Annotated in this window: 18 protein-coding genes and 1 pseudogene; 11 read left to right on the top strand and 8 right to left on the bottom strand. The window is 47.1% G+C overall.

From position 1 onward, the window contains the following. Positions 1 to 25: 25 nt before the first annotated feature. The 10 genes from OCV81_RS09310 to OCV81_RS09265 all read left to right on the top strand — a co-directional run bounded on the left by OCV81_RS09310 (position 26) and on the right by OCV81_RS09265 (position 13,904). Entirely contained in the window at positions 26 to 1,102 is a 1,077-nt protein-coding gene (locus OCV81_RS09310; RefSeq protein ID WP_148329777.1) for an efflux RND transporter periplasmic adaptor subunit, read from the top strand. A gap of 11 nt (positions 1,103 to 1,113) precedes the next feature. Next, positions 1,114 to 4,146, top strand: coding sequence for an efflux RND transporter permease subunit (locus OCV81_RS09305; RefSeq protein ID WP_148329776.1), 3,033 nt, complete (start codon positions 1,114 to 1,116; stop codon positions 4,144 to 4,146). After that, the gene (locus OCV81_RS09300; RefSeq protein WP_148329775.1) at positions 4,143 to 5,465 is read left to right on the top strand and encodes a TolC family protein; all 1,323 of its coding nucleotides are present in this window, start codon (positions 4,143 to 4,145) and stop codon (positions 5,463 to 5,465) included. The genes OCV81_RS09305 and OCV81_RS09300 overlap by 4 nt, the downstream gene beginning before the upstream one ends. 53 nt (positions 5,466 to 5,518) lie before the next feature. Next, positions 5,519 to 7,201: an amino acid permease gene (locus OCV81_RS09295; protein ID WP_022355102.1), complete on the top strand. Its 1,683-nt coding sequence runs from the start codon at positions 5,519 to 5,521 to the stop codon at positions 7,199 to 7,201. A 96-nt stretch (positions 7,202 to 7,297) separates the two neighbouring features. Continuing rightward, on the top strand, positions 7,298 to 8,107 hold the full coding sequence (cysQ, locus tag OCV81_RS09290; RefSeq protein ID WP_148329774.1) for a 3'(2'),5'-bisphosphate nucleotidase CysQ: 810 nt from the start codon (positions 7,298 to 7,300) through the stop codon (positions 8,105 to 8,107). A gap of 10 nt (positions 8,108 to 8,117) precedes the next feature. Beyond that, entirely contained in the window at positions 8,118 to 9,659 is a 1,542-nt protein-coding gene (locus OCV81_RS09285; protein WP_022054054.1) for an SLC13 family permease, read from the top strand. A gap of 25 nt (positions 9,660 to 9,684) precedes the next feature. Beyond that, positions 9,685 to 10,296, top strand: a complete 612-nt coding sequence (gene cysC, locus OCV81_RS09280; RefSeq protein ID WP_148329773.1) for an adenylyl-sulfate kinase — start codon at positions 9,685 to 9,687, stop codon at positions 10,294 to 10,296. A 13-nt stretch (positions 10,297 to 10,309) separates the two neighbouring features. Further along, positions 10,310 to 11,221 (top strand): sulfate adenylyltransferase subunit CysD, encoded by a 912-nt coding sequence (gene cysD, locus OCV81_RS09275; RefSeq protein WP_148329772.1) that lies wholly within the window; start codon positions 10,310 to 10,312, stop codon positions 11,219 to 11,221. Positions 11,222 to 11,293: 72 nt separating this feature from the next. Further along, positions 11,294 to 12,745: a sulfate adenylyltransferase subunit CysN gene (gene cysN, locus OCV81_RS09270; RefSeq protein ID WP_374045584.1), complete on the top strand. Its 1,452-nt coding sequence runs from the start codon at positions 11,294 to 11,296 to the stop codon at positions 12,743 to 12,745. Between the two features lie 52 nt (positions 12,746 to 12,797). Further along, positions 12,798 to 13,904, top strand: coding sequence for a sulfotransferase family protein (locus OCV81_RS09265; RefSeq protein WP_148329770.1), 1,107 nt, complete (start codon positions 12,798 to 12,800; stop codon positions 13,902 to 13,904). Between the two features lie 83 nt (positions 13,905 to 13,987). Here the strand turns inward: OCV81_RS09265 and OCV81_RS09260 are convergent, their stop codons facing one another. The 8 genes and pseudogenes from OCV81_RS09260 to OCV81_RS09225 all read right to left on the bottom strand — a co-directional run bounded on the left by OCV81_RS09260 (position 13,988) and on the right by OCV81_RS09225 (position 25,813). Then, a complete protein-coding gene (locus OCV81_RS09260) occupies positions 13,988 to 15,748 on the bottom strand; it encodes an alpha-L-fucosidase (RefSeq protein ID WP_148329769.1) in 1,761 nt (586 codons plus the stop codon). Positions 15,749 to 15,987: 239 nt separating this feature from the next. Next, entirely contained in the window at positions 15,988 to 18,012 is a 2,025-nt protein-coding gene (locus OCV81_RS09255) for a RagB/SusD family nutrient uptake outer membrane protein (RefSeq protein ID WP_148329768.1), read from the bottom strand. A gap of 12 nt (positions 18,013 to 18,024) precedes the next feature. Continuing rightward, on the bottom strand, positions 18,025 to 21,501 hold the full coding sequence (locus OCV81_RS09250) for a TonB-dependent receptor (protein WP_262640298.1): 3,477 nt from the start codon (positions 21,499 to 21,501) through the stop codon (positions 18,025 to 18,027). A 231-nt stretch (positions 21,502 to 21,732) separates the two neighbouring features. Further along, on the bottom strand, positions 21,733 to 22,743 hold the full coding sequence (locus OCV81_RS09245) for a FecR family protein (RefSeq protein ID WP_148329767.1): 1,011 nt from the start codon (positions 22,741 to 22,743) through the stop codon (positions 21,733 to 21,735). 76 nt (positions 22,744 to 22,819) lie between these two features. Further along, a pseudogene (locus OCV81_RS09240) lies at positions 22,820 to 23,398 on the bottom strand (RNA polymerase sigma-70 factor); the annotation flags it as partial. Positions 23,399 to 23,410: 12 nt separating this feature from the next. Further along, positions 23,411 to 24,085, bottom strand: coding sequence for a hypothetical protein (locus tag OCV81_RS09235; protein ID WP_148329765.1), 675 nt, complete (start codon positions 24,083 to 24,085; stop codon positions 23,411 to 23,413). Positions 24,086 to 24,363: 278 nt separating this feature from the next. Continuing rightward, on the bottom strand, positions 24,364 to 24,921 hold the full coding sequence (locus OCV81_RS09230) for a sugar O-acetyltransferase (protein ID WP_148329764.1): 558 nt from the start codon (positions 24,919 to 24,921) through the stop codon (positions 24,364 to 24,366). 85 nt (positions 24,922 to 25,006) lie between these two features. Continuing rightward, entirely contained in the window at positions 25,007 to 25,813 is an 807-nt protein-coding gene (locus OCV81_RS09225) for an AraC family transcriptional regulator (RefSeq protein ID WP_148329763.1), read from the bottom strand. Between the two features lie 78 nt (positions 25,814 to 25,891). On the opposite strand from OCV81_RS09225, the gene OCV81_RS09220 reads away from it, so the two are divergent. Further along, a partial coding sequence (locus OCV81_RS09220) for a YczE/YyaS/YitT family protein (protein WP_394802530.1) occupies positions 25,892 to 26,380 on the top strand: 489 nt, incomplete at its 3' end.

Genomic DNA, 26,380 nt, shown 5'->3' with positions numbered 1-26,380 from the left:
ACCTCAAACCTTACGAAAAACACACATGGACAAACGAATCAAATGGGGAATCATCGTAGTGATAGGGGCTGGAGTTATTGCCTTAGGTATTCACACGTTTACCCCCGGGAAGAACGAAGAACTGGAAGCAGCCGAGAAGCAAGTACCCACTGGCAAGTCCAAAGCACTCAACGTAAATGCTAAAATACTCAAACCTCACTTGCTCACCGACCAGCTGTTTGTCAGCGGCAAACTGATGCCGGATGAAGAAGTGGACTTGTCGTTTGAAACCTCCGGAAAAATCACGAGCATTGATTTCACGGAGGGCTCTTTCGTGTCCAAAGGCCAGCTGCTGGCCAAAGTGAACGACAGCCAGTTGCAAGCCCAGCTGAAACGGCTGGAAGCCCAGATGCCACTGGCCGAAGACCGTGTGTTCCGTCAGAATGCCTTGCTGCAACGTGATGCAGTGAGCAAAGAAGCGTACGAACAGGTAAAAACGGAACTGGCTACCCTCAACGCCGACATTGAGAATGTGAAAGCAAACATTGCCATGACGGAACTCCGGGCCCCGTTCGACGGCATCATCGGATTGCGGCAGGTCAGCCTGGGAGCTTACGCCTCCCCCACAACCGTCATCGCCAAACTGACGAAAATCACACCACTTAAAGTGGAATTTGCCGTACCGGAACGTTATGCCCGCGAAATCAAGAAAGGCACAAACCTGACCTTCAAGATTGAAGGACGATTGGAAGCCTTCAATTCCCAAGTTTATGCCACGGAATCACGCATCAATGAAGAAACTCATACGCTGACCGTCCGCGCCCTCTATCCGAACCGGAATGGGGAACTGTTGCCCGGACGCTATGCGGACATCGAACTGAAGCAGAAAGAAATCCAAGACGCCATCGCCATTCCGTCGGAAGCCATCGTCCCGGAAATGGGAAAGAACAAGGTATTCGTGTACCGCTCAGGAGTGGCCGAACCGGTGGATGTGGAAATCGGTATCCGCACGGAAGCAGAAGTACAGATTCTGAAAGGATTGTCGGCCGGAGATACCATCCTGACCTCCGGTACCCTTCAACTGCGCACCGGCATGCCGGTAATTCTTGATCAAATCAACTAACTTTCTGCCGTATGAACATCTCCGAACTTAGTATCAGAAGGCCCGTACTGGCCACTGTGCTCACCATTATCATCCTGCTTTTCGGACTGATTGGCTACACCACCCTAGGGGTACGCGAATACCCTTCGGTGGATAATCCCATCATCTCCGTGACCTGCAGCTATCCGGGAGCCAATGCAGAAGTGATTGAAAACCAGATTACGGAACCACTAGAACAGAACATCAACGGGATTCCGGGCATCCGCTCCCTGTCGAGTACCAGCCAGCAGGGACAGTGCCGCATCACCGTGGAATTTGAACTGTCTGTCGACTTGGAAACCGCTGCCAACGACGTGCGCGACAAGGTGTCGCGTGCCCAGCGCTACCTACCCCGCGACTGCGACCCGCCTACCGTATCCAAAGCCGACGCCGATGCCAGCCCTATCCTGATGGTGGCCATACAAAGTCACACCCGTTCTTTGCTGGAACTGAGTGAGATTGCCGACCTGACCGTCAAGGAACAGCTGCAAACCATTCCCGACGTGAGCAGCGTCTCCATCTGGGGAGAAAAACGCTATTCCATGCGTCTGTGGCTCGACCCGGTCAAAATGGCCGGCTACAGCATCACCCCGGTAGACGTGAAAAATGCCATCGATAAACAGAACCTGGAACTTCCGTCTGGAAGCATAGAAGGAAATACTGTGGAACTGACCCTGCGCACCATGGGACAGATGCATACAGCGAAGGAATTCAACAACATCATCCTGAAAGAACAAAACGGACAGGTGGTGCGCTTCAGTGACATCGGTTACGCGGAACTGGGACCGGCCGACCTGAAGAGCTACATGAAGATGAACGGGGTACCCATGGTGGGTGTCGTCGTCATTCCGCAGCCGGGTGCCAACCACATCGACATTGCCGACGCCGTGTACGAACGCATGGAGCAGATGAAGAAAGACTTGCCCGACGACGTGGAATACACATACGGTTTCGACAACACCCGCTTTATCCGTGCCTCCATTGCAGAAGTGGAAAGTACCGTGTACGAGGCTTTCGCGCTGGTGATTATCATCATCTTCCTTTTCCTGCGCGACTGGCGTGTCACCTTGATTCCCTGTATTGTGATTCCGGTCTCCCTCATCGGAGCCTTCTTCGTGATGTATATCGCCGGATTCTCCATCAACGTGCTCACCATGCTGGCCGTCGTCCTGTCGGTGGGACTGGTGGTCGACGATGCCATCGTGATGACCGAAAACATTTACATCCGCATCGAGCGAGGTATGAAACCGTTTGAGGCGGGTATCGAGGGCGCTAAAGAAATTTTCTTTGCCGTGATTTCCACCACCATTACCCTAGCCGCCGTGTTCATCCCGATTGTCTTCATGGAAGGAACCAGCGGACGCCTCTTCCGCGAATTCAGTTTCGTAGTAGCCGGCTCTGTCATTATCTCGGCTTTCTCGGCTCTGACCTTTACCCCGATGCTGGCCACCAAATTGTTGAAGCACCGGGAAAAACAGAACTGGTTTTACCGGAAGACGGAGCCTTTCTTCGAAGGCATGAACCGCCTGTATGCCCGCAGCCTTCAGGCCTTTCTGCACAAGCGTATCATCGCTATCCCGTTCATCCTGATTACATTGGCCCTCATCGGTTACTTATGGAACCATATTCCAGCCGAGATGGCCCCACTGGAAGACCGCTCGCAAATCAACATCCGGACCAGTGCGGCCGAAGGAGCCAGCTATGAATACATCCGTGACTATACGGAAGAAATCAACACACTGGTCGACTCCATCGTACCGGATGCGGCTTTTGTCACGGCCCGTGTGTCGAGTGGAAGCGGAAACATTCAGGTTACCCTGAAAGACATCAAGGAACGCGATTACACCCAGATGGAGGTAGCCGAAAAAATCTCTAAAGCTATCCGTACGCATACCAAGGCCCGTTCCTTCGTACAACAGCAGTCTTCTTTCGGCGGACGAAGAGCCAGTATGCCGGTACAATATGTGCTTCAGGCGGTCAGTATCGAAAAGCTTCAGGAGGTATTACCAGAGTTCCTGGCACAAGTATACGATAACCCGACCTTCCAGATGGCCGACGTGGACCTGAAGTTCAGCAGTCCGGAAATGCGCGTCACCATCAACCGCGACAAGGCTGGCACCATGGGTGTAAGTGTGCGCGACATCGGAGAAACCTTGCAATACGGGTTAAGCGGACAGCGCATGGGCTATTTCTACATGAATGGCAAGCAGTATGAGATTCTTGGACAAATCAACCGCCAGCAACGTAACCAGCCGGCCAACATCAAGTCGATTTATATCCGGAACGACAAGGGAGAAATGATACAGCTGGACAACCTGGTGGAATTTGTGGAAGCTGTGGCACCGCCCAAACTGTATCATTATAACCGTTTCATCTCGGCCACCATTTCTGCGGGACTGGCCGAAGGCAAAACCATCGGCGACGGTCTGGACGAGATGGACAAGATTGCCGACAAGGTGCTGGACGACACGTTCCGCACCGCCTTGTCGGGCGACTCCAAGGAATACCGCGAAAGTTCCTCCAGCCTGATGTTCGCCTTCATCCTGGCCCTGATTTTGATTTACCTGATTCTTTCGGCACAGTTTGAAAGTTTCAAAGATCCGCTCATCATCATGCTCACCGTGCCGCTGGCCATCGCCGGTGCCCTGGTCTTCATGTACTTCGGCGACATCACGATGAACATCTTCAGTCAGATTGGTATCATCATGCTGATTGGACTGGTGGCCAAAAACGGTATCCTGATTGTGGAATTTGCCAACCAGAAACAGGAGGCGGGCGAAGAAAAGATGCTGGCCATCCGCGATGCGGCCCTCCAGCGTCTGCGCCCTATTCTGATGACCAGTGCCTCTACCATCCTCGGCTTGTTGCCGCTGGCTTTCGCTTCGGGTGAAGGAGCCAACCAGCGCATCGCCATGGGAGTGGCTGTAGTGGGCGGTATGCTGGTTTCTACTTTCCTGACCATGTACATCGTACCGGCCATTTATTCTTATATTTCGACTAACCGCGCTAAAAAAGAAAAGAAATGAGAAAACGGTCTATTTACTATGCACTTTTTTTCCTCGGTCTGGGACTTCCGGCACAGGCCCAGTACACCTATACCTTGCAACAATGCCTGGAAGAAGGATTGGCCAACAACTATTCGCTCCGCATCACCCGCAACGAAGAGCAGGTGAGCAAAAACAACGCCACCCTGGGAAATGCAGGCTACCTGCCTACAGTGGACCTGACAGCCGGCTATACCGGAAACGCAGACAACAGCAACAGCCAGTCGCGTGAAACGGGAGAAACCACCAAGCTCCGTGGCGTATACGACCAGACCTTGGATGCGGGTATCGACCTGAACTGGACGATTTTTGACGGGTTCAACATCAGCACCACTTACAAGCAGCTGAAAGAGCTCGAACGACAGGGAGCCACTAACACCCGGATTGCCGTCGAGGACTTCATTGCCGCCCTCACGGCAGAATACTATAACTACATCCAACAGGAAATCCGGTTGAAGAATTTCCGCTATGCCGTGTCACTGTCCCGGGAACGTCTGCGCATCGTGGAAGAACGCTACCACATCGGAAACTTCTCCCGGCTGGATTATCAGCAAGCCACCGTGGACTTCAATGCCGACCGGGCACAGTATATCAAACAACGGGAACTGGTGCATACTTCCCGTATCAACCTGAACGAGCTGATGGCCGCCAAAGACATGGACCGCCCGCTCAGCGTGAAAGACTCGGTAATTGACGTCAACGAAAATCTGGATTTCAATGCCTTGTGGGAGGGTACCCTACAAACGAACTCCAGTTTGCTGCAAGCAGACCAAAATACCGTACTAGCCCAGTTGGATTATAAAAAAGTATTGTCGCGCAATTATCCGTATGTACGGTTGAATGCCGGCTACGGTTATACCCTGAATAAATACGATGTCAATGCCACCCGCCAGCGCAGCAACTGGGGGTTCAGCGGAGGCATCACCGTAGGATTCAACCTCTTCGACGGCAACCGGAAACGCGAGAAACGGAATGCCAGTCTAGCCATCCGCAACGCCCAGCTGGCCCGCGACGAGGTGGAACAAGGACTCCGGGCCGACCTGAGTAACCTGTGGCAAGCCTACCGCAACAACATCCGCTTGTTGAACCTAGAACGTCAGAACCTGATTTCCGCCAAAGAGAACCACGAGATAGCCAAAGAACGCTACCTGCTGGGAGATTTATCCGGAATTGAAATGCGTGAAGCTCAGAAAAGCCTCCTCGATGCGGAAGAACGCATTCTTTCTGCAGAATATGATACGAAAATGTGTGAAATATCCCTGCTGCAACTTAGCGGGAAGGTGACACAATACCTGAAATAAAATATTTCATAATTTTTTGTATCTTTGCCGCACAATCTACAAATACAATCACCATGGGGCTTTTTATTCGAAAAAGTATAGAGGCTTTACAGGCTGAAGCCAAGGAAACGGGAAGCGGCACCCTCAAACGGGTATTAGGGCCCGTCAGTCTGGTAGCACTCGGAGTGGGAGTCATTATTGGAGCCGGCTTGTTTTCTATCACCGGAACCGTGGCGGCTTCTTACACAGGTCCGGCCATTACGCTTTCGTTCATCATTGCAGCCATCGGATGCTGCTTTGCGGGACTCTGCTATGCGGAATTTGCTTCCATGATTCCTGTATCAGGAAGTGCCTATACCTATTCATACGCCACCATGGGTGAACTCATCGCCTGGATTATCGGATGGGATTTGGTACTGGAATATACCGTAGCCGCCACCACCGTCAGCATCAGCTGGAGCCGCTATATGACCGTCTTCCTGCAAGGGGTAGGAATTGAACTTCCCCACGCATTCACGGCCTGTCCGTGGGACGGAGGCATCGTAAACATCCCCGCCATGGTAATCGTGGTACTCATGAGCCTGATTCTGATGCGGGGTACCGCCGGAAGTTCCTTCTTTAACGGACTGATTGTTTTCCTGAAAATTGCGGTGATTCTGATATTCGTGGTATTGGGCTGGCGCTTTATCCAAAGCGACAACTACATACCTTATATTCCGACTAATACCGGCACGTTGGGTGAGTTCGGCATTTCGGGCATTTTCCGAGGAGCCGCCATCGTCTTCTTTGCCTTTTTGGGATTTGACGCAGTGAGTACCGCTGCTCAGGAGACCAAAAATCCGAAACGGGATATGCCTATCGGCATTTTAGTGTCTCTGCTGGTATGCACCATTTTATACATCCTCTTCGCCCATGTCATGACGGGGGTGGCACACTACACCGAGTTCAGCGGACAGGTCGGGATTGCCCCGGTGGCCGTCGCCATTGAAAAAATGGGATACCCCGATGCCCAGGGTGTCATCCAGCCCGTTTATCCGTGGCTGAACAAGGCTATCATCCTGGCCATCTTGTTCGGTTATTGCTCGGTTATCATGGTCACCCTGCTCGGACAAAGCCGTGTTTTCCTAAGCATGAGTCGCGACGGACTGCTTCCCCCGTTCTTTTCCAAAATCAACCCCCGTTTCCGTACACCGGTTCATAGCAATGCTCTTTTCATGGTCGTAGTCAGCTTGTTGGCCGGCTTCATTCCAGCACAAGTGGCCGGAGAGATGACCAGTATCGGTACGCTGCTGGCCTTCACCCTGGTTTGCGCTGCCATACTGGTTGTACGTAAGACCATGCCCCACGTACACCGAGCTTTCAAGACTCCATTTGTTCCCTTCGTACCCATCATGGGTATCCTTACCTGCCTGTGTATGATGAGTTTCCTTCCCGCCGATACGTGGATACGACTGGTGTTATGGATGCTCATCGGACTGGATGTATATGCCTCCTACGGCATCCATCACAGCAAACTGGAACCCGGACAAAGACATCGAAAAGGGGATATGGTATTAAACCTTACAGGCTTGATTTTGTCTATTCTCAGTGTGATTACCGGATTGTGGCATCAGCAAACCGTAGGATGGGACGAGGACAAGACCTTGCTTACCATCTCCTTTGTCTTTGCCTTCACTCATTGCGCTTTCTACCTATGGCGTATCTGGAAACACCCACATGACAAAGTGAATCAGTCAAACCAGGAGGTAGCTTCTTAAAAGAAGTTATAAAAAAAAGACAGGAACAGAAAATACGAATAATAAACCACAAACGACATTAAAAAAAGCTGTTATTTTACAGCAATTTATACTATTATGGATAAAAATATATTATATACTGCCATTCAGGCTGCACTCACCGCTGGAGCAGAAATCATGTCGGTGTATACAGACCCAAATGCAGATTTTGAAATAGAGAGAAAGGCGGACAACTCCCCGTTGACCATCGCCGATCGCAAATCGCATGCCGTCATAGCCCAGGCTTTGGCTTCCACTCCCTATCCCCTGCTGAGCGAAGAAGGGGCCAAAATCGCACCTGAAGAAAGACAGCAATGGAAAGAGCTTTGGATTGTCGACCCGTTGGACGGTACCAAGGAATTCATCAAACGAAACGGTGAATTCACCGTCAACATTGCATACGTAAAAGATGGTTGCCCGGAAGCAGGAGTCATTTATATCCCCGTCAAAAAAGAACTTTATTTTGCCGATACCACGCTGGGAGCCTATAAAATCAATGAAATTACAGAAACCGGTTCATGCACTTCACTGGATGCACTGATTGCGCATGCACAGCGTCTGCCGAATGCCCACCGTACAGACGATACATTCATCGTCGTGGCTTCCCGTTCACACCTGACTCCTGAAACAGAAGCTTATATCCACGAAATGCAGCAAAAGCATACACATGTGGAAACCATCTCCAAAGGAAGTTCTCTGAAGTTATGCCTCATTGCCGAAGGGAATGCCGACGTATACCCTCGCTTTGCTCCTACTATGGAGTGGGATACTGCAGCCGGACATGCCATTATCCGTGCTGCCGGAAAGGAAGTCTATCAGGCTGGAAAAACAGAACCGCTACAATATAATAAAACAGACCTGCTGAACCCCTGGTTCATTGCAGAATAACCCCCAATTTATGTCTACTGAGATTATCATCGTACTTCTTTCACTCGTGGCCATGCTGGCCGCACTGATTATGGACAAGATGCGACCGGGAATGATTTTGTTCTCGGTGGTGGTGATTTTTCTTTGCACGGGTATCCTTACCCCTAAAGAAATGCTGGAAGGCTTCAGCAACAAAGGCATGATTACCGTAGCCATGCTGTTTCTGATAAGCGAGGGTGTCCGTCAGAGCAATGCCTTGTCACAGCTTATCAAAAAACTGCTGCCACAGCAGACCACTTCGGTCTTCCGGGCACAAATACGCATGCTGCCCAGCATTGCCTTCATTTCCGCTTTCCTGAACAATACCCCGATAGTAGTCATTTTTGCCCCTATCATCAAACGGTGGGCCGGCTACGTCAAACTTCCGGCCACTTATTTCCTGATTCCCCTTTCGTATGTGACCATTCTCGGAGGCATCTGCACCCTGATTGGCACTTCTACCAACCTGGTAGTCCACAGCATGATTCTTGACGCAGGACTGAAAGGGTTCAGCATGTTCGAACTCGGAAAAGTGGGAGTCTTTATCGCCCTGGCCGGCATCATCTACCTGCTTCTGTTCTCTAAAAAGCTCTTGCCTTCCGACCGTCCGGAAACCACCAGCGAAGAAGATGGCGATTCTTCATTGCACCTGGTAGAAGCCGTAATCGGCCCCCGGTTCCCGGGAATCAACAAGACGGTCAGCGAATTTGATTTCAAGCGCCATTACGGAGCTGAAGTAAAAGAACTTCGCCGCAGCGGACGCACCTATAAGAATCTGAGCGAGGTCAGTTTCCGGGAGGGTGACACACTGGTGGTGCTGACCGATGACAGTTTCATCCAGACATGGGGAGAATCATCCGTCTTCCTGATGCTGGCCAACGGAAAAGAATACGAACCTGCCGGCAAAAAGAAACGCTGGTTTACCCTTTTCCTGCTCCTGTTCATGATTGTAGGGGCCACCGTGGGCGAACTGCCGGGTATTGAAAAATACCTTCCAGAAGGCATCAAGCTGGATATGTTCTTTTTCGTTTCCATCACTACGGTCATCATGGCATGGAGCAAAATATTCCCTCCACAGAAATACACCAAATATATTTCATGGGATATTCTGATTACCATTGCCTGCGCTTTTGCCATCAGCAAGGCCATGGAAAATTCCGGGGTGGCCGATTTGCTGGCCGGATACATCATCAACCTGGGACATAATTACAGTCCCTACGTATTGCTGGCCGTATTGTTTATCATTACGAATATCTTTACAGAGCTTATTACCAACAATGCAGCGGCCGCACTGTCTTTCCCCATTGCCTTGTCATTGTCCACCCAGCTGGGCATCAATCCTATGCCGTTCTTCGTGGTCATCTGCATGGCAGCCTCAGCCAGCTTCTCCACTCCCATCGGCTATCAGACCAACCTGATTGTACAAGGTATCGGAAATTACAAGTTCACCGACTTCGTCCGCATCGGATTGCCGCTGAACATCATCACGTTCCTGATTTCCGTTTTCCTCATCCCGCTGATATGGCCGTTTTAAAACTGATTTAAATACGCTTTAAAATATGAACAACCAAGAAACAAATCATATCTATCCGATATTCGACCGCATGTTAGGGCGTGCCGACAAAGAAGAATTGCTGAAACAACACGGACTCATGATCTGGTTTACCGGACTGAGCGGTTCCGGAAAAAGTACCATCGCCATTGCTCTGGAACGTGAACTGCAGCAACGCGGCCTGCTATGCCGTATCCTGGATGGCGATAACATCCGCAGCGGCATCAACAACAACTTAGGATTCTCGGCAGAAGACCGTGTAGAAAACATTCGCCGCATTGCAGAAGTCGGTAAGCTGTTTGTCGATACCGGCATCATCACTCTGGCCGCTTTCATCAGTCCCAACAATGAAATACGTGAAATGGCTGCCGGAATTATCGGAAAAGAAGATTTCTTAGAAATCTACGTCAGCACGCCGTTAGAAGAATGCGAACGTCGTGACGTAAAAGGCTTGTACGCCAAGGCACGCCGTGGAGAAATCAAGAACTTCACCGGTATCTCTGCTCCGTTCGAAGCTCCGGCTCATCCGGCTCTTTCGCTCGACACATCGAAATTATCCCTTAAAGAATCTGTCGACCAGCTGCTCGACCTGATTCTTCCCAAAGTCACTAAAAAATAAACATTATATAGCCATGCAAGAAGAATACAAATTGAGCCACTTAAAAGAACTCGAAGCCGAGTCCATTCACATCATCCGTGAGGTGGCTGCCGAATTTGAGAATCCGGTGATGCTCTACAGCATCGGAAAAGACTCATCCGTCATGGTCCGTCTGGCAGAAAAAGCCTTCGCTCCGGGAAAAGTACCTTTTCCACTGATGCACATCGATTCCAAATGGAAATTCAAGGAAATGATTCAGTTCCGCGATGAATACGCTAAAAAATACGGCTGGAACCTGATTGTGGAAAGCAATATGGAAGCCTTCCGCGCAGGCGTAGGCCCCTTCACTCACGGAAGTAAGGTACACACCGACCTGATGAAAACACAGGCCCTGCTGCACGCCCTCGACAAATACAAGTTCGACGCAGCCTTCGGAGGCGCACGCCGCGACGAAGAGAAATCACGTGCCAAGGAACGTATCTTCTCTTTCCGTAACGAGTTCCACCAGTGGGACCCCAAGAACCAGCGTCCGGAACTTTGGGACATCTACAATGCCCGCATCCGCAAAGGAGAAAGCATCCGTGTGTTCCCGTTGAGCAACTGGACCGAACTGGACATCTGGCAGTACATCCGTCTGGAAAATATCCCCATCGTACCGCTGTATTTCGCCAAGGTACGTCCGGTGGTCAACATCGACGGACAGCTGATTATGCCCGATGACGACCGCCTGCCGGAAAAATACCGCGACAAGATTGAAATGAAGAAAATCCGTTTCCGCACCCTGGGATGCTGGCCGCTGACAGGCGCCATTGAAAGCGAAGCCGACACCATCGAAAAGATTGTGGAGGAAATGATGACCACCACCAAAAGTGAACGCACGACCCGTGTCATCGACTTCGACCAGGAAGCCAGTATGGAACAAAAGAAACGTGAAGGATATTTTTAATTACGTAACGACATGGAACATTTAGATAAAAGCAAATCAGGCAACCCGATGGAAGGAGAAGCCAGAGGCAAGATGTCTATCGAGGAATTCCTGAAAAAAGACGAACAAAAGGACCTGCTCCGTTTCCTGACCGCAGGTTCAGTCGACGACGGAAAGTCCACCCTCATCGGACGTCTGTTGTTCGACAGTAAGAAATTGTATGAAGACCAGCTTGATGCCCTGGAACGCGACAGCAAGCGTATGGGTAACGCCGGTGAACACATCGACTATGCCCTGCTGCTCGACGGACTGAAAGCCGAACGTGAACAAGGTATCACCATCGACGTGGCTTACCGTTATTTCTCGACCAACAACCGTAAGTTCATCATTGCCGACACTCCGGGACACGAACAATATACCCGCAACATGATTACCGGCGGTTCGACTGCCAACCTGGCCGTCATCCTGGTAGATGCCCGTACCGGCGTCATCACCCAGACCCGCCGTCATACCTATCTGGTATCCTTGCTGGGTATCAAGCACGTAGTACTGGCCGTCAACAAGATGGACCTGGTAGACTATTCGAAGGAAGTGTTCGACAAGATTGTAGCCGACTACATGGCCTTCATCACTCCGCTGGGTATCCCCGACGTACAGTGCATTCCGCTGTCAGCCTTGGAAGGCGACAACGTGGTAGAAAAATCCGACCGTACGCCGTGGTATGAAGGACCGGCTCTGCTGGAATTCCTGGAAACCGTCCACATCGGCAACGACCACAACCTGAAAGACTTCCGCTATCCGGTGCAGTACGTACTCCGTCCGAATCTCGACTTCCGTGGTTTCTGCGGAAAGGTAGCTTCCGGCGTGGTACACAAAGGTGATGAGGTAGTAGCCCTTCCTTCCGGCAAGCGTTCGCACATCAAGAGCATCGTGACCTACGACGGAGAACTCGACTATGCCTTCCCGCCGATGTCTGTCACCCTGACCCTGGAAGACGAAATCGACGTATCCCGTGGTGAAATGCTGGTACACCCCGACAACATGCCAATGATCGGACGCAACTTCGAAGCCATGCTGGTATGGATGGACGAAGAAAAGATGGACATGGAGAAATCTTTCTTCCTGAAACAGACCACTAACACCAGCCGTACCCGCGTAGACAGCATCAAGTATAAGGTAGACATCAACACCATGGAACACCTGTCTGTGGAAAACGGACGTCTGACCAAGGAAGATGTGCCCATGCAGCTCAACCAGATTGCCCATGTGGTACTGACTTCTTCCAAGGAACTGTTCTTCGACCCTTATACCAAGAACAAAGCTACGGGTGCCTTCATCCTGATTGACCCGATTACCAACAACACCAGTGCCGTGGGAATGATTATCAACCAGGTGGCCGACAAAGACATGCACAACCAGATGGAACTGCCTGTCCTCAACCTGCCGAAACTGGGCATCGGTCCGGAACACTACGAAGCCATCGAACGTGCCGTAAAGGAACTGGAACGTCAGGGTATCGCCATTGAATTAATAGTTAAAAATTAAAAGTTAAAATCGACAAGCTGAGTTTCTCAGTTGCCAATTATCAATTAAAGAAATGGGACTACTTGAATTTAACAAACTCCCCATCAATACCCTTGTGGGAGCCGACTGGAAGACTTTCAACCAGATTACTGCCGGACGTACCATCGATCCGGCATACAAAGGCAAATACCGCCTGACCAAGGCCGTCTGCCGTCTGTTATCCACACTGGCTCCTTTACAGGACAAACGGTATGAAAAACTGCTGGCCGACAAGCCCCTGGAACACGACCCTGTGTTCGTCCTCGGACATTGGCGCAGCGGAACCACCTTCATGCACAACGTGTTCTCCTGCGACAAGCATTTTGGCTACAACACCACCTATCAGACGGTGTTTCCGCACCTGATGATGTGGGGACAGCCCTTCTTCAAGAAGAACATGAGCTGGCTGATGCCGGACAAGCGTCCGACCGACAACATGGAGCTGGCCGTCGACCTGCCGCAGGAAGAAGAGTTTGCCTTGGCCAACATGATGCCCTACACATACTACAACTTCTGGTTCCTGCCGAAATACATGCAGGAATATGCCGACAAGTACCTGTTGTTCGATGACATCAGCGATGCCGAACTGAAAGTGTTTGAGGAAACCTTCACCAAACTGATCAAGATTTCCTTGTGGAACACCCACGGCACACAGTTCCTCAGCAAGAACCCACCACACACCGGACGCGTGAAAGAGCTGGTGAAGATGTTCCCGAACGCCAAGTTCATCTACCTGATGCGTAACCCGTACACGGTATTCGAATCGACCCGCAGCTTCTTTACCAACACCATCCAGCCACTGAAACTGCAGGACATCAGCAACGAAGAACTACAGGCCAACATCCTTTCTGTCTACGCCAAGCTGTATCACAAATACGAGGCCGACAAGAAGTTCATTCCGGAAGGCAATCTGGTGGAAGTCCGTTTCGAGGATTACGAAAAGAACGCCTTCGATATGACGCAAGAGATTTACCAAAAGCTGCAAATTCCCGGCTTTGACGAAGCCCGTGCCGACATCGAAGCATACGTCAACAAGAAGAAAGGGTACAAGAAAAACAAATACCAATACAAGCCCGAAACCGTTGAACTGGTTGAAAAGAACTGGTCGTTCGCCTTGGAGCAGTGGGGGTATAAGTTGTAAACTTATCAGACTATATATCACAAAAAATGCGGGACGCTCACATCCCGCATTTTTTGTTTCATGCCTTTTATTAACCGCTATCTTCATTCACATACAACCCGGAATCCGACAGCCGTCTTCAAAGAAGCAGACTCCGGATACACAATACGCAATCCGTCTGCCTCCTGTTTCCATTCTATTTTATCACCTTCCATACCCAACAGTTCCACCGAAGTCACCTGCTTCTTTTCCACTGTGGAGTTCGTACCCAAAGACACAATCTTCAAAGTCTCTCCCGGTTTCGGCACCGTCATGCACCAGGCATACAAGGCCTTGTCTTTTCCTACCGTAAAACGGAAATCCGTAGAATAGAAGATATGATTAGCCTGACTGCCCCCGATGAATCCACCCGGCAACACATTCAGCTTACCGTCTTTTCCTTCACCCAATACACGCCAGGCTGAACTGCCGTAAATACCTTGTCCGTTCACCCGTATCCATTGGCCGACCTCTTTCAGCATCTTCACGCAGCCTTCATCCAATGAGCCGTCGGGACGCAACGGAATAGATACCCCTACCGAGCCGTCACGTGCCACAATCTCCAACAGGTAACGTATCATCGCATCCGAACTGTACACGAAATTCGGGCCATAGAACCAGTCGCCTACCGGGGTTTCTGCAATCCAAGCCTGGTCGGTCTTGATATTCTCAGGAATTCCTGATTCACACGTATTCACCGTACCGTTCGTCTGCTTGCGGAACTTCACGATGCTGAACACATCCACCTTTCCACGACGAGCCAAAGTTTTGTTATAGAAATCCGCAATCACCCGCTGCATGGCATCACACTTATACCCCGTACCCGTACCGGAACCACTGAAAGGCTGCTGGTCCGTACCATCGGTATAAATGAAATCCGGGTTATATTTATCCACGGCATCCATCATGCGCAAGGCCCACCATTTCGCATACCATTCCGCATACGCCAGATGCCCGCTAAAAATACCTGCCTTGGGAGGAGACCAACGGGAATTGGCTGCCTCAGCCACCGTTTCATACTCTCTCAGATTGATGCCGTAAAGATATCTGGGGTCCAGTCCTTCCCACCATTTTCCTTTTCCGTCAGCCAAGGTCAGGTTCCCATCGTAAGGCACTCCCTTCTTTTCACCCTTCGTGTCACACTGGAAAGCCGTCTGCCACCACCACCAGGAGTATTCATGATGGAAAGTGAGTCCGAAACGGATACCCGCTTCTCTTGCCGCTTTCTCCCACTCACCAATCAAGTCCCGTTTCGGTCCCAGGCGGGTAGCATTCCAAGCCTGATATTTGGAGTTCCATAAGTCAAACTGGTCATGGTGTACTCCCTGAATAATCAAAAACCGTGCGCCGGCATCCTTGTAAATATCCACTAATTCTTTGGGATTGAACTTCTTCGGGTTCCAGTCGCGTAGCACCTCCTTGTAGCCCACTTCCGAAGGATGCCCATAGTTTTTCAGATGGTTCTCGTAAGCCGGCGTTCCTTCCACATACATTTTGCGGGCATACCAGTCGCCACTCTCTCCAGCCGACTGCGGTCCGAAATGAATCCATATTCCGAACTTGGAATCCCGCAACCATTCGGGTGTACCCGGATAGTTGGACTCTATCGATGCCCACGTGGGTTCATACGGCCCGGCGGTAATTGGTAAATTCAGTTTTACTTCCTCAAATGTCTGGCTGTCCCCCATCGGAACAGAGTTCTCCGGCAGTGGCTTACGCACCGACGGCATGGGTTCCAACTGATAGTTCACCCCACTGGTCTGCTGAGAAAAAGCCGTTGCACAGGCTCCCAGCCACAAACAGCTTAATAATACAAATTGATTCATGCCTATTTTTTTGTTTTCTAAGAATTTACGATTCGTTTTTTTCGGATAATCCCGTGATTCGATTTACAAAAACAAATGTAGATAGAAAACCTCGAAATAAGATAGGATGAAAATGTGGGATTATAGGAGGAAATCGATACTTATCAAAAAAATCTCAACTTCTAAGAAATAAAAGGCCGACCAGCTTACAATGCTAATCGGCCCTATCCTTACGTTCTTTTAAGACAATTCTGCCAGTCTTACTGTTCTGCTGGAGAATCTGCCTTCAACGGCCAATACGGATTTTGGTACAAAGTAGACTGTTCAACAGTAACTCGATCTGAAGAAGTCAACTGGAATTGTTTTATTGGAAGAGGTTCAAGATAATGAGCCATAAACCAAACGAAACCATCACGATATAAGTTACCAGACGTCATATTCTTTTCAAAAGGTCTCAAATATTCACTAAGACTCACATTTGAAACTGTAGCTGAAGAAGAACCATCATCTACTAAATTTTCCGCAGCATACCAGCTCTGCATTGGAGTGTTCCACAAATGAAAACCTTCCACATGATAAGGTTTGCTTATCATCTGATCCATTGATCTCCAACGTATCAAATCCATCCAACGTAATCCTTCGGCCATTAACTCACAACGACGTTCGCGACGAATATTATACAAATTTCTATCTTGCAACAAATGGCCTGCTGTATAAGCTCCCCAATCTAAAGTTTCTTTATCCATTTCTGTGGCATTAATCATGGTATACGGATCAGCTGCTACATCACTAAATCCAGCCGCTTCCCGAACCAAATTCCAATATTCTAGGATTTTCCCTGAAGCCAGATTTTTTGTCAACAAATACTCAGCCTCCATATAATTCAACAAAGCTTCTGTGGCTCTAAACACTACAGCCCCTGTATATCCATTACCATTTCCACACAAATCCTTATCAAACGTACCTCCCTTTCGAATGGTATATCCAGTGCTATAACCTTTTTCCGCATTCATATTCGTAATATCTGGATAAGGTTCCACTTCCACTCCATGAGTTTCCTGAGAAGTCATATTCTTAAACAAATTTTTCTGATTAGGCTCCTTCAAGAATATTTTTAATCTAGGATCAGCATTCTCTCTAATATTTGCCAACGTTTCATCATTATAAACAAAGCCAGTATGAGAGGCATAATGCGGTTTTCCATCCTTCATAACAAAAGACTCTATCATACTTCTAGTCAATCCTACCCCATTATTTCCATGCTGAATGCCAACTTCCACATTATTTACTATCCCGAGTCCTTTGCTATATTCACGCCATAGCAGAACATCTGGATAAGTAGACATATCAGTATTTCCAAACATACTGAAATAAGGATTGTCCGGATCCGTTTCTGATTGTGGAACTTCTCCCGTATTCTTAGTCAGATTATTCTTATATTTCTCGGCCACAGCTTCTGCACTGGTAACAGCTGTTTGTAGGAAATACTCAATTTCCTTGTCTATCGAGCCCGACGGATATTCATAATCTGCATTGTAGTCTTTCGATTTACCAGGCCATCCTTCTCCATTCGGCACAAACGCTGTACCTTTAAAGTTTTCCAACCAAGAAGCTTCAAATAAAGCGACTCTAGATTCCAACAGTTTCGCTACATCTGGAGATATACGATTTTTACGAGCATCAAAATTATCACTCATGTATTCTACCGCATACCCCAAATCCTCTAAAATAAACCTAGCCACCTCGTTTCTTGGAGAACGCTTATTCATACTGATTAGGTATTCCTCATCCAAAGGCAAATCTTCTTTTATAATAGGCAAATCTCCCCATTTCTGCAACATGGTAAAATATGCATAGGCTCTTAAAAAATACAATTCACCAATATATTGACGGATATTCTTCTCAGAACCAGTCACCTCTTTATTATTATAATTAGTGAGTGACTGTTTCAATGAATAATTTATATTATGTATATTTTCCCAATTCCAGTTGTCATTTTCCAGTGCTACTTTCCACTGACCTTTTGTATATTTTATCTCCGGGTCAAATCCAACCTGATTATCCGTACCACTATCCAAACCAAAAATACCAAAACTCCAATTAGTGTGAGAAGGCAATACCGCAGTATAAAGCTGATTCACAGCAGCCTGAATCTGTGCCTCATCCTTGTAATATTCTGTTGGAACAACAGAAGACAGCGGCTCCTTATCCAAGAAATCTTCACATGAGCTAAGCATTAATGTTGATGCTGCAGCAATACAACATAAGATTATATTTTTATTCATAATAAGATACTATTAAAATGAAACATTTAAACCACAAGATAATGTTCTAGACAAAGGATACCCAATACCTCCTACACCACTAGAGATAGTTTCTGGGTCAAACTGTTTTACCAGACTTGTTCCCGTCCACAAATTCTCTCCAGAGAAGTAAATTCTCAAATCTTGAATTCCAATCTTAGAAACTACTGATTTAGGCAAAGTATATCCGATTTGCAGGTTCTTCAGTCTGATATAAGCAGCATTCTGCAAATATCCTGTCTGAGTCTGCAAGTTCTTGTCGTTATACAATGGGCGTGGAAGGTAAGCATTAATGTTGGCAGTCTGGTATCCTTCTTTTACAGACCAAGTGTTTTCATCTCTAAAGTAATCATGCACATCCGAAATACCGAAAGAACTCCACATTCCTCGACTGTTAGCTCCAAAGAGATAACCACTTCCTTGCCAGAAGTCTCTCTTCATAACGCCCTGGAAAAACATTCTAATATCAAATCCCTTCCAACTGGCATATAAGTCCAAACCAAACAAAAATCTCGGAGTACTGTTACCGATTACTTTCATATCTCCCGTATCTCCCAATCTTCCAGAACCACTAGAAATCTTTCCGTCTCCATCTATATCTGCATACATAATATCTCCAGCCCGCCAGTCGGAACCCAATGCATCCTGACCTCCGTTCGGCAAACTCTGAAGATGTTCAGTCATCTGAGCATCAGTTCTAGCCAATCCTTTTGTTACATATCCCCAGATTTCATTGATTTCCCGTCCTTCAATGTAAGTAGAGATAGACTTAGTTGGGTTGTTCGGATATCTTGTAATAAATGAACGGGCATCCGAAAGATTAAACTTAGCTCCATAGCTAAAGCCATTTCCAAGCAGGTCATTCCATCCGATAGAAAATTCCCATCCTTTTGTTCGCAAGTCTGTATTGTTGGTCACAGGAACAGCTGTACCCAGAATAGCTGGTAATTCAGGTGCATTACCAATCATATTCTTCGTGTTTCTTACATAATATTCAAAACTTCCAGTAAGTCTGTTACTCAACAATCCCCAGTCCAATCCAATATTATATGATTCGATTGTTTCCCATGTCAACAGCGGAGATACTAATCCTGGTACAGTTGCAGTATTAGGCCTTCTGCCATTCATCATCCATTCACCATTTGCGGAGCCCACCACCATTGTCTGATAAGTCTGATACCAGTTTGTTGTATTTTGGTTTCCAAGCGTACCGTATGAACCTCTCAATTTTAAAGTCCCAATCACAGAAGACAAAGGTTCAAAGAACTCTTCTCTGGCAATATTCCAACCAAGAGAGAAAGAAGGGAACAATTTCCATTGATTTCCTTTCTGAAATCTCGAAGTACCATCGTATCTCAGATTGGCTTCAAACAAATATTTGTCATTATAATTATAGTTAAAACGACCAAAGAATCCTGCCGTTGACCAAGAATTCCTATATCCACTGACTTCTGGAGTAACAGGATTTCCATCATAATCCAATCCTGTAGTCAAATCTACATCTGGTTTACCAGGAAACATAATCCCGTTCCTTAACAAACTATAATACTTCTGATTTAAGTTCTCTGCCTGAAAACCAACCATTACATGAAGATTATGTACATCATTTACAGAGAAAGTATAATCAGAATAAATATTTACATTAAAGTAATTTTCCTTCAAATTAGATTCACTCACATACGAAGTCTTGTCATACACATACGGATTTCCATTTACATCATGATTATATAACATCTGTTTATCCACATGTTCATTCTGATTCTTAATTCTATAGTTCAAATCAATATGTGTTTTCCAGTTCTTTATGGGTTCTATCAAGAAACCTAACTGATGATAAATATTATCCGTTTGCTGAGTCGTCTTACCACCTTCTGCAATTCCCAAAGAAGGAGAAGGAGTAGAATAATAATAACCGTTTGCATCATACAATGACAGAACCGGCCATCCCATGGCATCATATAATGCATCGTTAAGACCTGTAGGGCGTAAATAATCTTCACGAGTAAAACGCATCGTATAGTTCATTTGCAACCAATCCGCAATCTTCGAAGATATTTTAGCTGTTCCATTGTATCTGTCAAGACCATCATCCGCAAGATTCATGAAACCTCCCTGACCTAAATAGTTTAAACTTACATAATAGTTCAGCTTCTCATTACCTCCATTCACACTCAGATTATGTTCTTGAGAAAACGTCCAAGTTTTAAAAATAGCAGTGAACCAATCTACATCGTCAATACCTTCTGCAAATCCATCTTCCCAATATCCATCAGCCTTAGCGGGAATACCATACAAGATTGTTCCATCTTCTGTAATACGAGTTCCAGGACCATAAGGTTTCGCATTGCGGAATGCTACAATCTTATCCATACGTTCTTTAGAGAAATAAATTCCACCTCCCCCATTAGTGTTGGCATCATTCACCCAGCTTCCAAAATCTACAGAATTCATTGAATGAGTCATTCGGATAGGAGTTGCCCATCTAAAACTATTATTATAATTAAATCGTGTTTTACCTCCAGTAGAACCAGACTTAGTAGTCACCAGTATCACACCAAAAGGAGCACGTGAACCATAAATAGAAGAAGCTGCCGCATCCTTCAAAACAGATATACTCGCAATATCCTGTGGATTTAAAGAGTTCAAATCACCCTCCATGCCATCAATCAACACCAAAGGACTACCACTTGACCCTTCACCAATCGTGGAAACGCCACGTATATTTATACTAGGTGCACTATTTAAATCACCACTAGACTGAGTTATCTGCAAACCAGGAACGACACCTTGTAAAGCTTGAGAGGCATTGGTAACCGGTCGATTTTGAAGTTCCTTGTCATCAACTACGCTCACAGATCCTGTTAAATTTACTTTTTTCTGTGTACCAAATCCCACTACAACCACCTCGTCCATTACTTCTGTATCTTCTTTCAAAGTAACGGATAGCGTTCCCGATTTAATTTGAGAAGATGCGAATTCCTGACTTTTATATCCGATATAACTAATAGACAGTATGCCATTTTCCGAAAGATCCAATGTATATTTACCATCAAAGTCTGTTACTGTCCCATTGGTAGTACCTTTTTCTATTACGGTGGCACCAATAATTGGTTCACCACTTACATCTTTCACAACTCCAGTAACTTTTTTCTTTTTCCCTGAAACCGGTTGCTGCTGATTCACTTTCTTAACAACAATATTTTTCCCTTGAATCTCGTATGAGACATTCTGCCCCTTTAGAATCTGATTCACAGCATCTTTCAATTCATTTGCATTAACAGAAACCATACAGTCAGTATCCAAATCACCGGCTATATATACAAAAGAATACCCACTCTTGGTTTGTAATTCAGCTATTGCTTTTTTTACTGGAACATTGTTCATCTTTAACGATACACTCTGAGAGTATATACTCAAATTAAGGCATAGCAAAGCTCCGGCCATTAACATGGCTTTTTTCCTGTAATTCATAAGCTTAAGATTTTAAGATTAAAAACTTCTAATAAAAGATGTTTACAAGGAATGTTTTATTACTTTTGCCACATTCCTTAGAAATACATCTTACAACTAGCAGGTTAGAAAGGACTAAGGTATGCCGGAAGAACTTCCCTTTCTTCCGGTTTTATATCCTTTCTTCAAATGTTAAATTAAGAATCTACTTTTTGCATAACATTTAAGGTTTTTAATGTGTTTAACAATCGGTTAATATAAGGTTATTTCTTTTTCAGTTTGCGTATAACGTACTTTTCCAGTTTTTACCAAAGCCTGCAATATATCTTTAATATCTTGTTCACTACGGCTAAAACTCCCATAGAAACGGAGATCACGCAATGAGTCCGTAGCAAAGGTGATATGCACGCCATAACTCCGTTCCAAAATCTTAGCCACTTCTGGTAAAGGCATTTCATCAAAAAATAATCTACCGGAAGTCCATTCCAAGCTATTCTTCACCTTTGTAGATTTCTTTTTCATATGCCCCTCTTCCTTATCCAGTGTCACCTGCTCATCCGGAAGCAGAATAATCTCGGCCTCTTCGCGAAGACGGTTTCCCAACGCCACTTTTCCTTCCAACAAAGCAATCACCGCTTCCTCATCATTCGGATAGTCACGAAAATTAAACTTGGTACCCAGTACTCGGACCGACAAGGAAGGCGTTTGCACATGAAAAGGAAGCTTTTCGTTGCGAGCTACCTCAAAATAGCCTTCTCCACTCAGTTCCACTTCCCTATTATCTACTCCGAAATCCTGCGGATATACCAAACGCGAACCGGCATTCAGCACCACCAGCGTACCATCGGGCAAACGAAGACGGGTCTGTGCTCCCAAAGGAGCTTCCACCTCTACCTGAGTCAAGGCCTCTTTCAGGTTACTTTCTCCCTTCTGATAAGAGAAGAAAGAGACAAGCCCTACCACCAACACCGCTGCCGCATATTTGAACACAGACTTCCATCCGATAACCCTCTTCGGCTGTTTCGGAGTCCGATGTTCGGCCACCCGTTGGCGGAAAGCCTCGAAAGCCTGGTCGGCGTCATATCGCATACGTTCTTCTTCCTGCACAGCGGAAAACCAAATTTCCTGCTGCTGCATGAAATAACGGCGGTTGTCTTCGGAAGCAGAGATCCATGCCTCCAGTTCCTCGCGCGCTTCCTTGTCTAATCCTCTGCTCAAAAACACCGCAATCAGTTCGTCGATATGTGAATTTCTTTCTTCCATTTTCAGGGTTTCTATAAGTGAGACGAAAATTTTGCCTACGCGGGTAGGCAAGAAATATTGTTTTTTTATTTGAAGGTGAAAAAAACAGCAGAAGAGCCAGCAGGTATTTCCCCAGTTCGGCATGCAGCGAGGCCAACGCACTCTTTATGTGGTACTTCACCGTATTAACAGAGATATTCAGTTCCGTGGCAATCTCTTCGTATTTTTTCCCCTCGAAACGACTTTTCACGAAAACTTTCCGGCAGATCTCCGGTAAATGATGAATGGCCTGATAAATTTTTTCCTCCAGCTCATGCTCCAGCAGACTACCCAACGGGTAATCGTCCGACAGCAAGTAACGCATTTCCCCTTCTTCCGGAATGGCAGAAAAAGCCACTTCCGTCCGTTCTTTCTTGGAGCCCAGATAATCCATGCAGTGATTCCGTACGGCACGCACCAGATAACTCCGTAGCGAAACCTGAATATCGAGTTCCGCACGCACTTCCCACAAATGGAAAATGACATCGCCTACCAGTGTCTCAGCCAGAAAATCATCGCCTACATACTCACGGGCCACGTGACACAACAGTGCATAATGATGACGATAGAGGTGCTTATAAGCCTCCTCATTGCCTCGTTTCAGTTGTTCTATGATAATCCGTTCCGTGATTTCCATTACTTATCCTGCTTATTCCGGTTGACCGAACACCTGCCGATAATATGCTCTTTTATCTGTCAGATTCTTCCACTGCTCCATTCCGTGGACAGCCTTGCCATTCACCCGTTCATAAAACGTGATTTCCTCCTGGAGTACACGAAAATCGTTCTTCATCAGCGAAAAATTCAACGCCTTTTCCAAGCGGACAAACCCGTACATTAAAGAATCTTGGGCCACTTCCTGCACTTTGACTCCATAGGCTGAATCCGCCCGCAGAAAATCTTTTCGGGCTACAACCGAATCTCCTTGATAATCCTCCAACACCGCTTTCAGACTCAGCAAATCTGCCGACATGGAATCGCGCATGCAGGCGTCCATCTCTCGAAGCAACGACAACACCTCCGGCAGACGCCAGCTACGGAGTAAATAAGTATATTTCAAAAGGTAAGTCTGCTTGTCGGGACGCAACGAAATGGCGCTGTCCAATTTTTCCCGAATCAAGGCATCCTGAATGCAAACACGCGGATGTGCTCTGTCGACCGGCGTATTCCAGAACAAGGAATCGCTCCGCATCAGACTGTCTGCCTCCAAGATAAGCGTATGCACAACAATCTGATTATCAGTATTGGATCCAGCTCCTTTATGGGTACAAGCAGCACACATTCCTGCCACACAGCCCACCATCAAGAAGAGTCTTACATTCATAGTCTAAAGGTTTGTTTCGCACAAAGTTAAGTTTTTTCACCCAACCTTGTCCTAAAAAACACTAAATTCTCTCCCATAAAAAGGAAAACTCGTCTATGAAAAAAGTCTCTCACTACCTGCATTTTCTCTGTCCCACAGTGTGGGATACAAAAACCACACTGTGGGATACATATTTCACAGTGTGGGATATAAAAGCCACAGTGTGGTACAGAGAATTTATCAGGACAAAAAAGAGTATGCTTCGGGGAGCTTTTTATTTATGTACCGTAGAAAGCAAATTATTTTTTCAGGCTTTTTTTCACCACTGCCGGCACACCTGCTGCCAGGGAATCGTCGGGAATGTCACGGGTTACCACACTGCCCGCCGCAATGATACAGCGGTTGCCGATGGTCACCCCCGGACATACCACCACATTGCCACCCAGCCAGCAGTCCTCGCCCACCGTAATGGGATAAGACGTTTCCTTCTCCTCACGGCGTTCCACATGGTCCATGGGATGCTGGGGCGTGTAGAACTGGCAATGAGGACCTATCAGCGTATTCTTCCCAATGCGGATATAAGCTCCGTCGAGCATGATGCAGTCGTAGTTCATGAATACATTCTCACCCAGGATTATGCCGTTGCCGTGGTCACAATGGAACGGGGGACAGATAGTGGTGTTTTTCGGGATACCTGGAATAAGGTCTTCCATCACCTGGCGGTAATCATCGTCATAAATGGTCATCGTCTGCAATCGTGCACAGACTTTCTTGGCATGCATCAAACTGGCGTGTATTTCAGGGTCGGAAAAATAATAGAGTTCCTGACTGCGCATTTTTTCGTATTCTGTTTTCATAGGATTTCAGTTTATAAATTACCAGAGTCAAAGGTAGGAGGAATTTTGCTTATCTGCAAAAGGATACGAAAAAACTGCTGAGACACTATTGCCTGCGCAAATAAGCCGAAGGTGCCTCTCCGGTAATCTGCTTGAACACCCTGCTGAAGCTGTTAGGCGAGTTAAATCCCACTTTGTAAGCCGTCTGCTCGATGTTCAGGACGTTATCGGTCAGAATCTCGATGGCACGCACCACACGCTGGTAGTTGAGATAGTGTACGAAACGGATGCCCGAACTGGTGAACAACCGGGTCAGACTGCGTACCGAGAATCCAAAATGGGAAGCCACCTGCTCAAGGGTCAGGTCCTGATGCAGATTTGTCTTCATATATTCCAATACGGGCAACAGACGACTATCCTTTGCCAGAATAAACGGCTGGGTGGGAAACGTGGCTTTCTGACAGATACGGGGCAGCACCTGAAAAAAGCTTCTGGCAAACGAAAAGATTTCCGGTTCAGCCCACTTGGACAAGCTGTGAAAAGTACTGATGAACTTCAGGTTGCGGGCTATCAGTTCATCGGTACGGTCAATGGCAAATTCTTCTTCATGGGAATGCTCCAGACAAACATAACTGGTCAGCAGGGTTATCTGCCGGTTGTTACTGGAAAGACGGTGCAAGGTTCCTCCGGGTATCCACACCAGGTGACGGTCGGTCACAAAATAGCTGCCCCCTCCCACTTCCACATGAAGTGTCCCCGAAAGGATATAAATTATCTGATGGCGGTCGTGGCAATGAGGGTGCAGGTTCACTTCTTCCCTCCCGGTCACCTTGGTGAACACTTCCTCGACCGACATGGCATCAATTGAAGAAATCCGCTCCTCGGTCACTAAGTCGTCTGGCGTAAATTGCATGATTTATGTCTTGATATGTAATTTAGGAACAAAAATAATGAAACATCTTTGCGGCGTCAAATAAAACAGTCACATTTAATGGAAGAAAGTCGTAAAAAGCACAAAGCCGAACTCTTTCGGCGATACCTGGTATTCGGTATCTCACTCTTTATCATCGCATGTGGTATCAGCCTCATCACCCGTTCAAATCTGGGTACCTCCCCTATCACGAGTGTGCCCTACGTAGCCAGTCTTCACACCCCCGTCAGCCTGGGTACGTACTTTTTCCTGTTCACCCTCGTACTGATAGGCATGCAACTGCTGTTGCTGGGCAGAAGAGGCATCATGGAGCGGAAAATGGAACTCCTCATGCAGTTTCCGGTGGCCTTCGTATTGTCTGTCTTTACCGACCTCGGCATGTGGATGACTGCCGGATTCTCCCCGGAAGCCTATTATATGAAAATCATCTCGCTGGTTATCGGTTGCGTGGTACTGGCTCTCGGAATCTGCCTGGAAGTCATAGCCGATGTGACGATGATCAGCGCCGAATATACCATACAATTTGCCACCCTACGCTTCAAGAAAAAC

Source organism: Phocaeicola fibrisolvens (assembly GCF_025567125.1).
Lineage (GTDB): Bacteria > Bacteroidota > Bacteroidia > Bacteroidales > Bacteroidaceae > Phocaeicola > Phocaeicola fibrisolvens.
This window is presented reverse-complemented; position numbering and strand designations above follow the sequence as displayed.

Coding starts and splice junctions, on each gene's coding strand:
- OCV81_RS09300 (WP_148329775.1), top strand. CDS start 4,143: ATGAGAAAACGGTCTATTTACTATGCACTTTTTTTCCTCGGTCTGGGA.
- cysQ (WP_148329774.1), top strand. CDS start 7,298: ATGGATAAAAATATATTATATACTGCCATTCAGGCTGCACTCACCGCT.
- OCV81_RS09230 (WP_148329764.1), bottom strand. CDS start 24,921: ATGAAAACAGAATACGAAAAAATGCGCAGTCAGGAACTCTATTATTTT.
- OCV81_RS09310 (WP_148329777.1), top strand. CDS start 26: ATGGACAAACGAATCAAATGGGGAATCATCGTAGTGATAGGGGCTGGA.
- cysC (WP_148329773.1), top strand. CDS start 9,685: ATGAACAACCAAGAAACAAATCATATCTATCCGATATTCGACCGCATG.
- OCV81_RS09225 (WP_148329763.1), bottom strand. CDS start 25,813: ATGCAATTTACGCCAGACGACTTAGTGACCGAGGAGCGGATTTCTTCA.
- OCV81_RS09295 (WP_022355102.1), top strand. CDS start 5,519: ATGGGGCTTTTTATTCGAAAAAGTATAGAGGCTTTACAGGCTGAAGCC.
- OCV81_RS09245 (WP_148329767.1), bottom strand. CDS start 22,743: ATGGAAGAAAGAAATTCACATATCGACGAACTGATTGCGGTGTTTTTG.
- OCV81_RS09250 (WP_262640298.1), bottom strand. CDS start 21,501: ATGAATTACAGGAAAAAAGCCATGTTAATGGCCGGAGCTTTGCTATGC.
- OCV81_RS09255 (WP_148329768.1), bottom strand. CDS start 18,012: ATGAATAAAAATATAATCTTATGTTGTATTGCTGCAGCATCAACATTA.
- OCV81_RS09285 (WP_022054054.1), top strand. CDS start 8,118: ATGTCTACTGAGATTATCATCGTACTTCTTTCACTCGTGGCCATGCTG.
- OCV81_RS09305 (WP_148329776.1), top strand. CDS start 1,114: ATGAACATCTCCGAACTTAGTATCAGAAGGCCCGTACTGGCCACTGTG.
- OCV81_RS09260 (WP_148329769.1), bottom strand. CDS start 15,748: ATGAATCAATTTGTATTATTAAGCTGTTTGTGGCTGGGAGCCTGTGCA.
- cysN (WP_374045584.1), top strand. CDS start 11,294: ATGTCTATCGAGGAATTCCTGAAAAAAGACGAACAAAAGGACCTGCTC.
- OCV81_RS09235 (WP_148329765.1), bottom strand. CDS start 24,085: ATGAATGTAAGACTCTTCTTGATGGTGGGCTGTGTGGCAGGAATGTGT.
- cysD (WP_148329772.1), top strand. CDS start 10,310: ATGCAAGAAGAATACAAATTGAGCCACTTAAAAGAACTCGAAGCCGAG.
- OCV81_RS09265 (WP_148329770.1), top strand. CDS start 12,798: ATGGGACTACTTGAATTTAACAAACTCCCCATCAATACCCTTGTGGGA.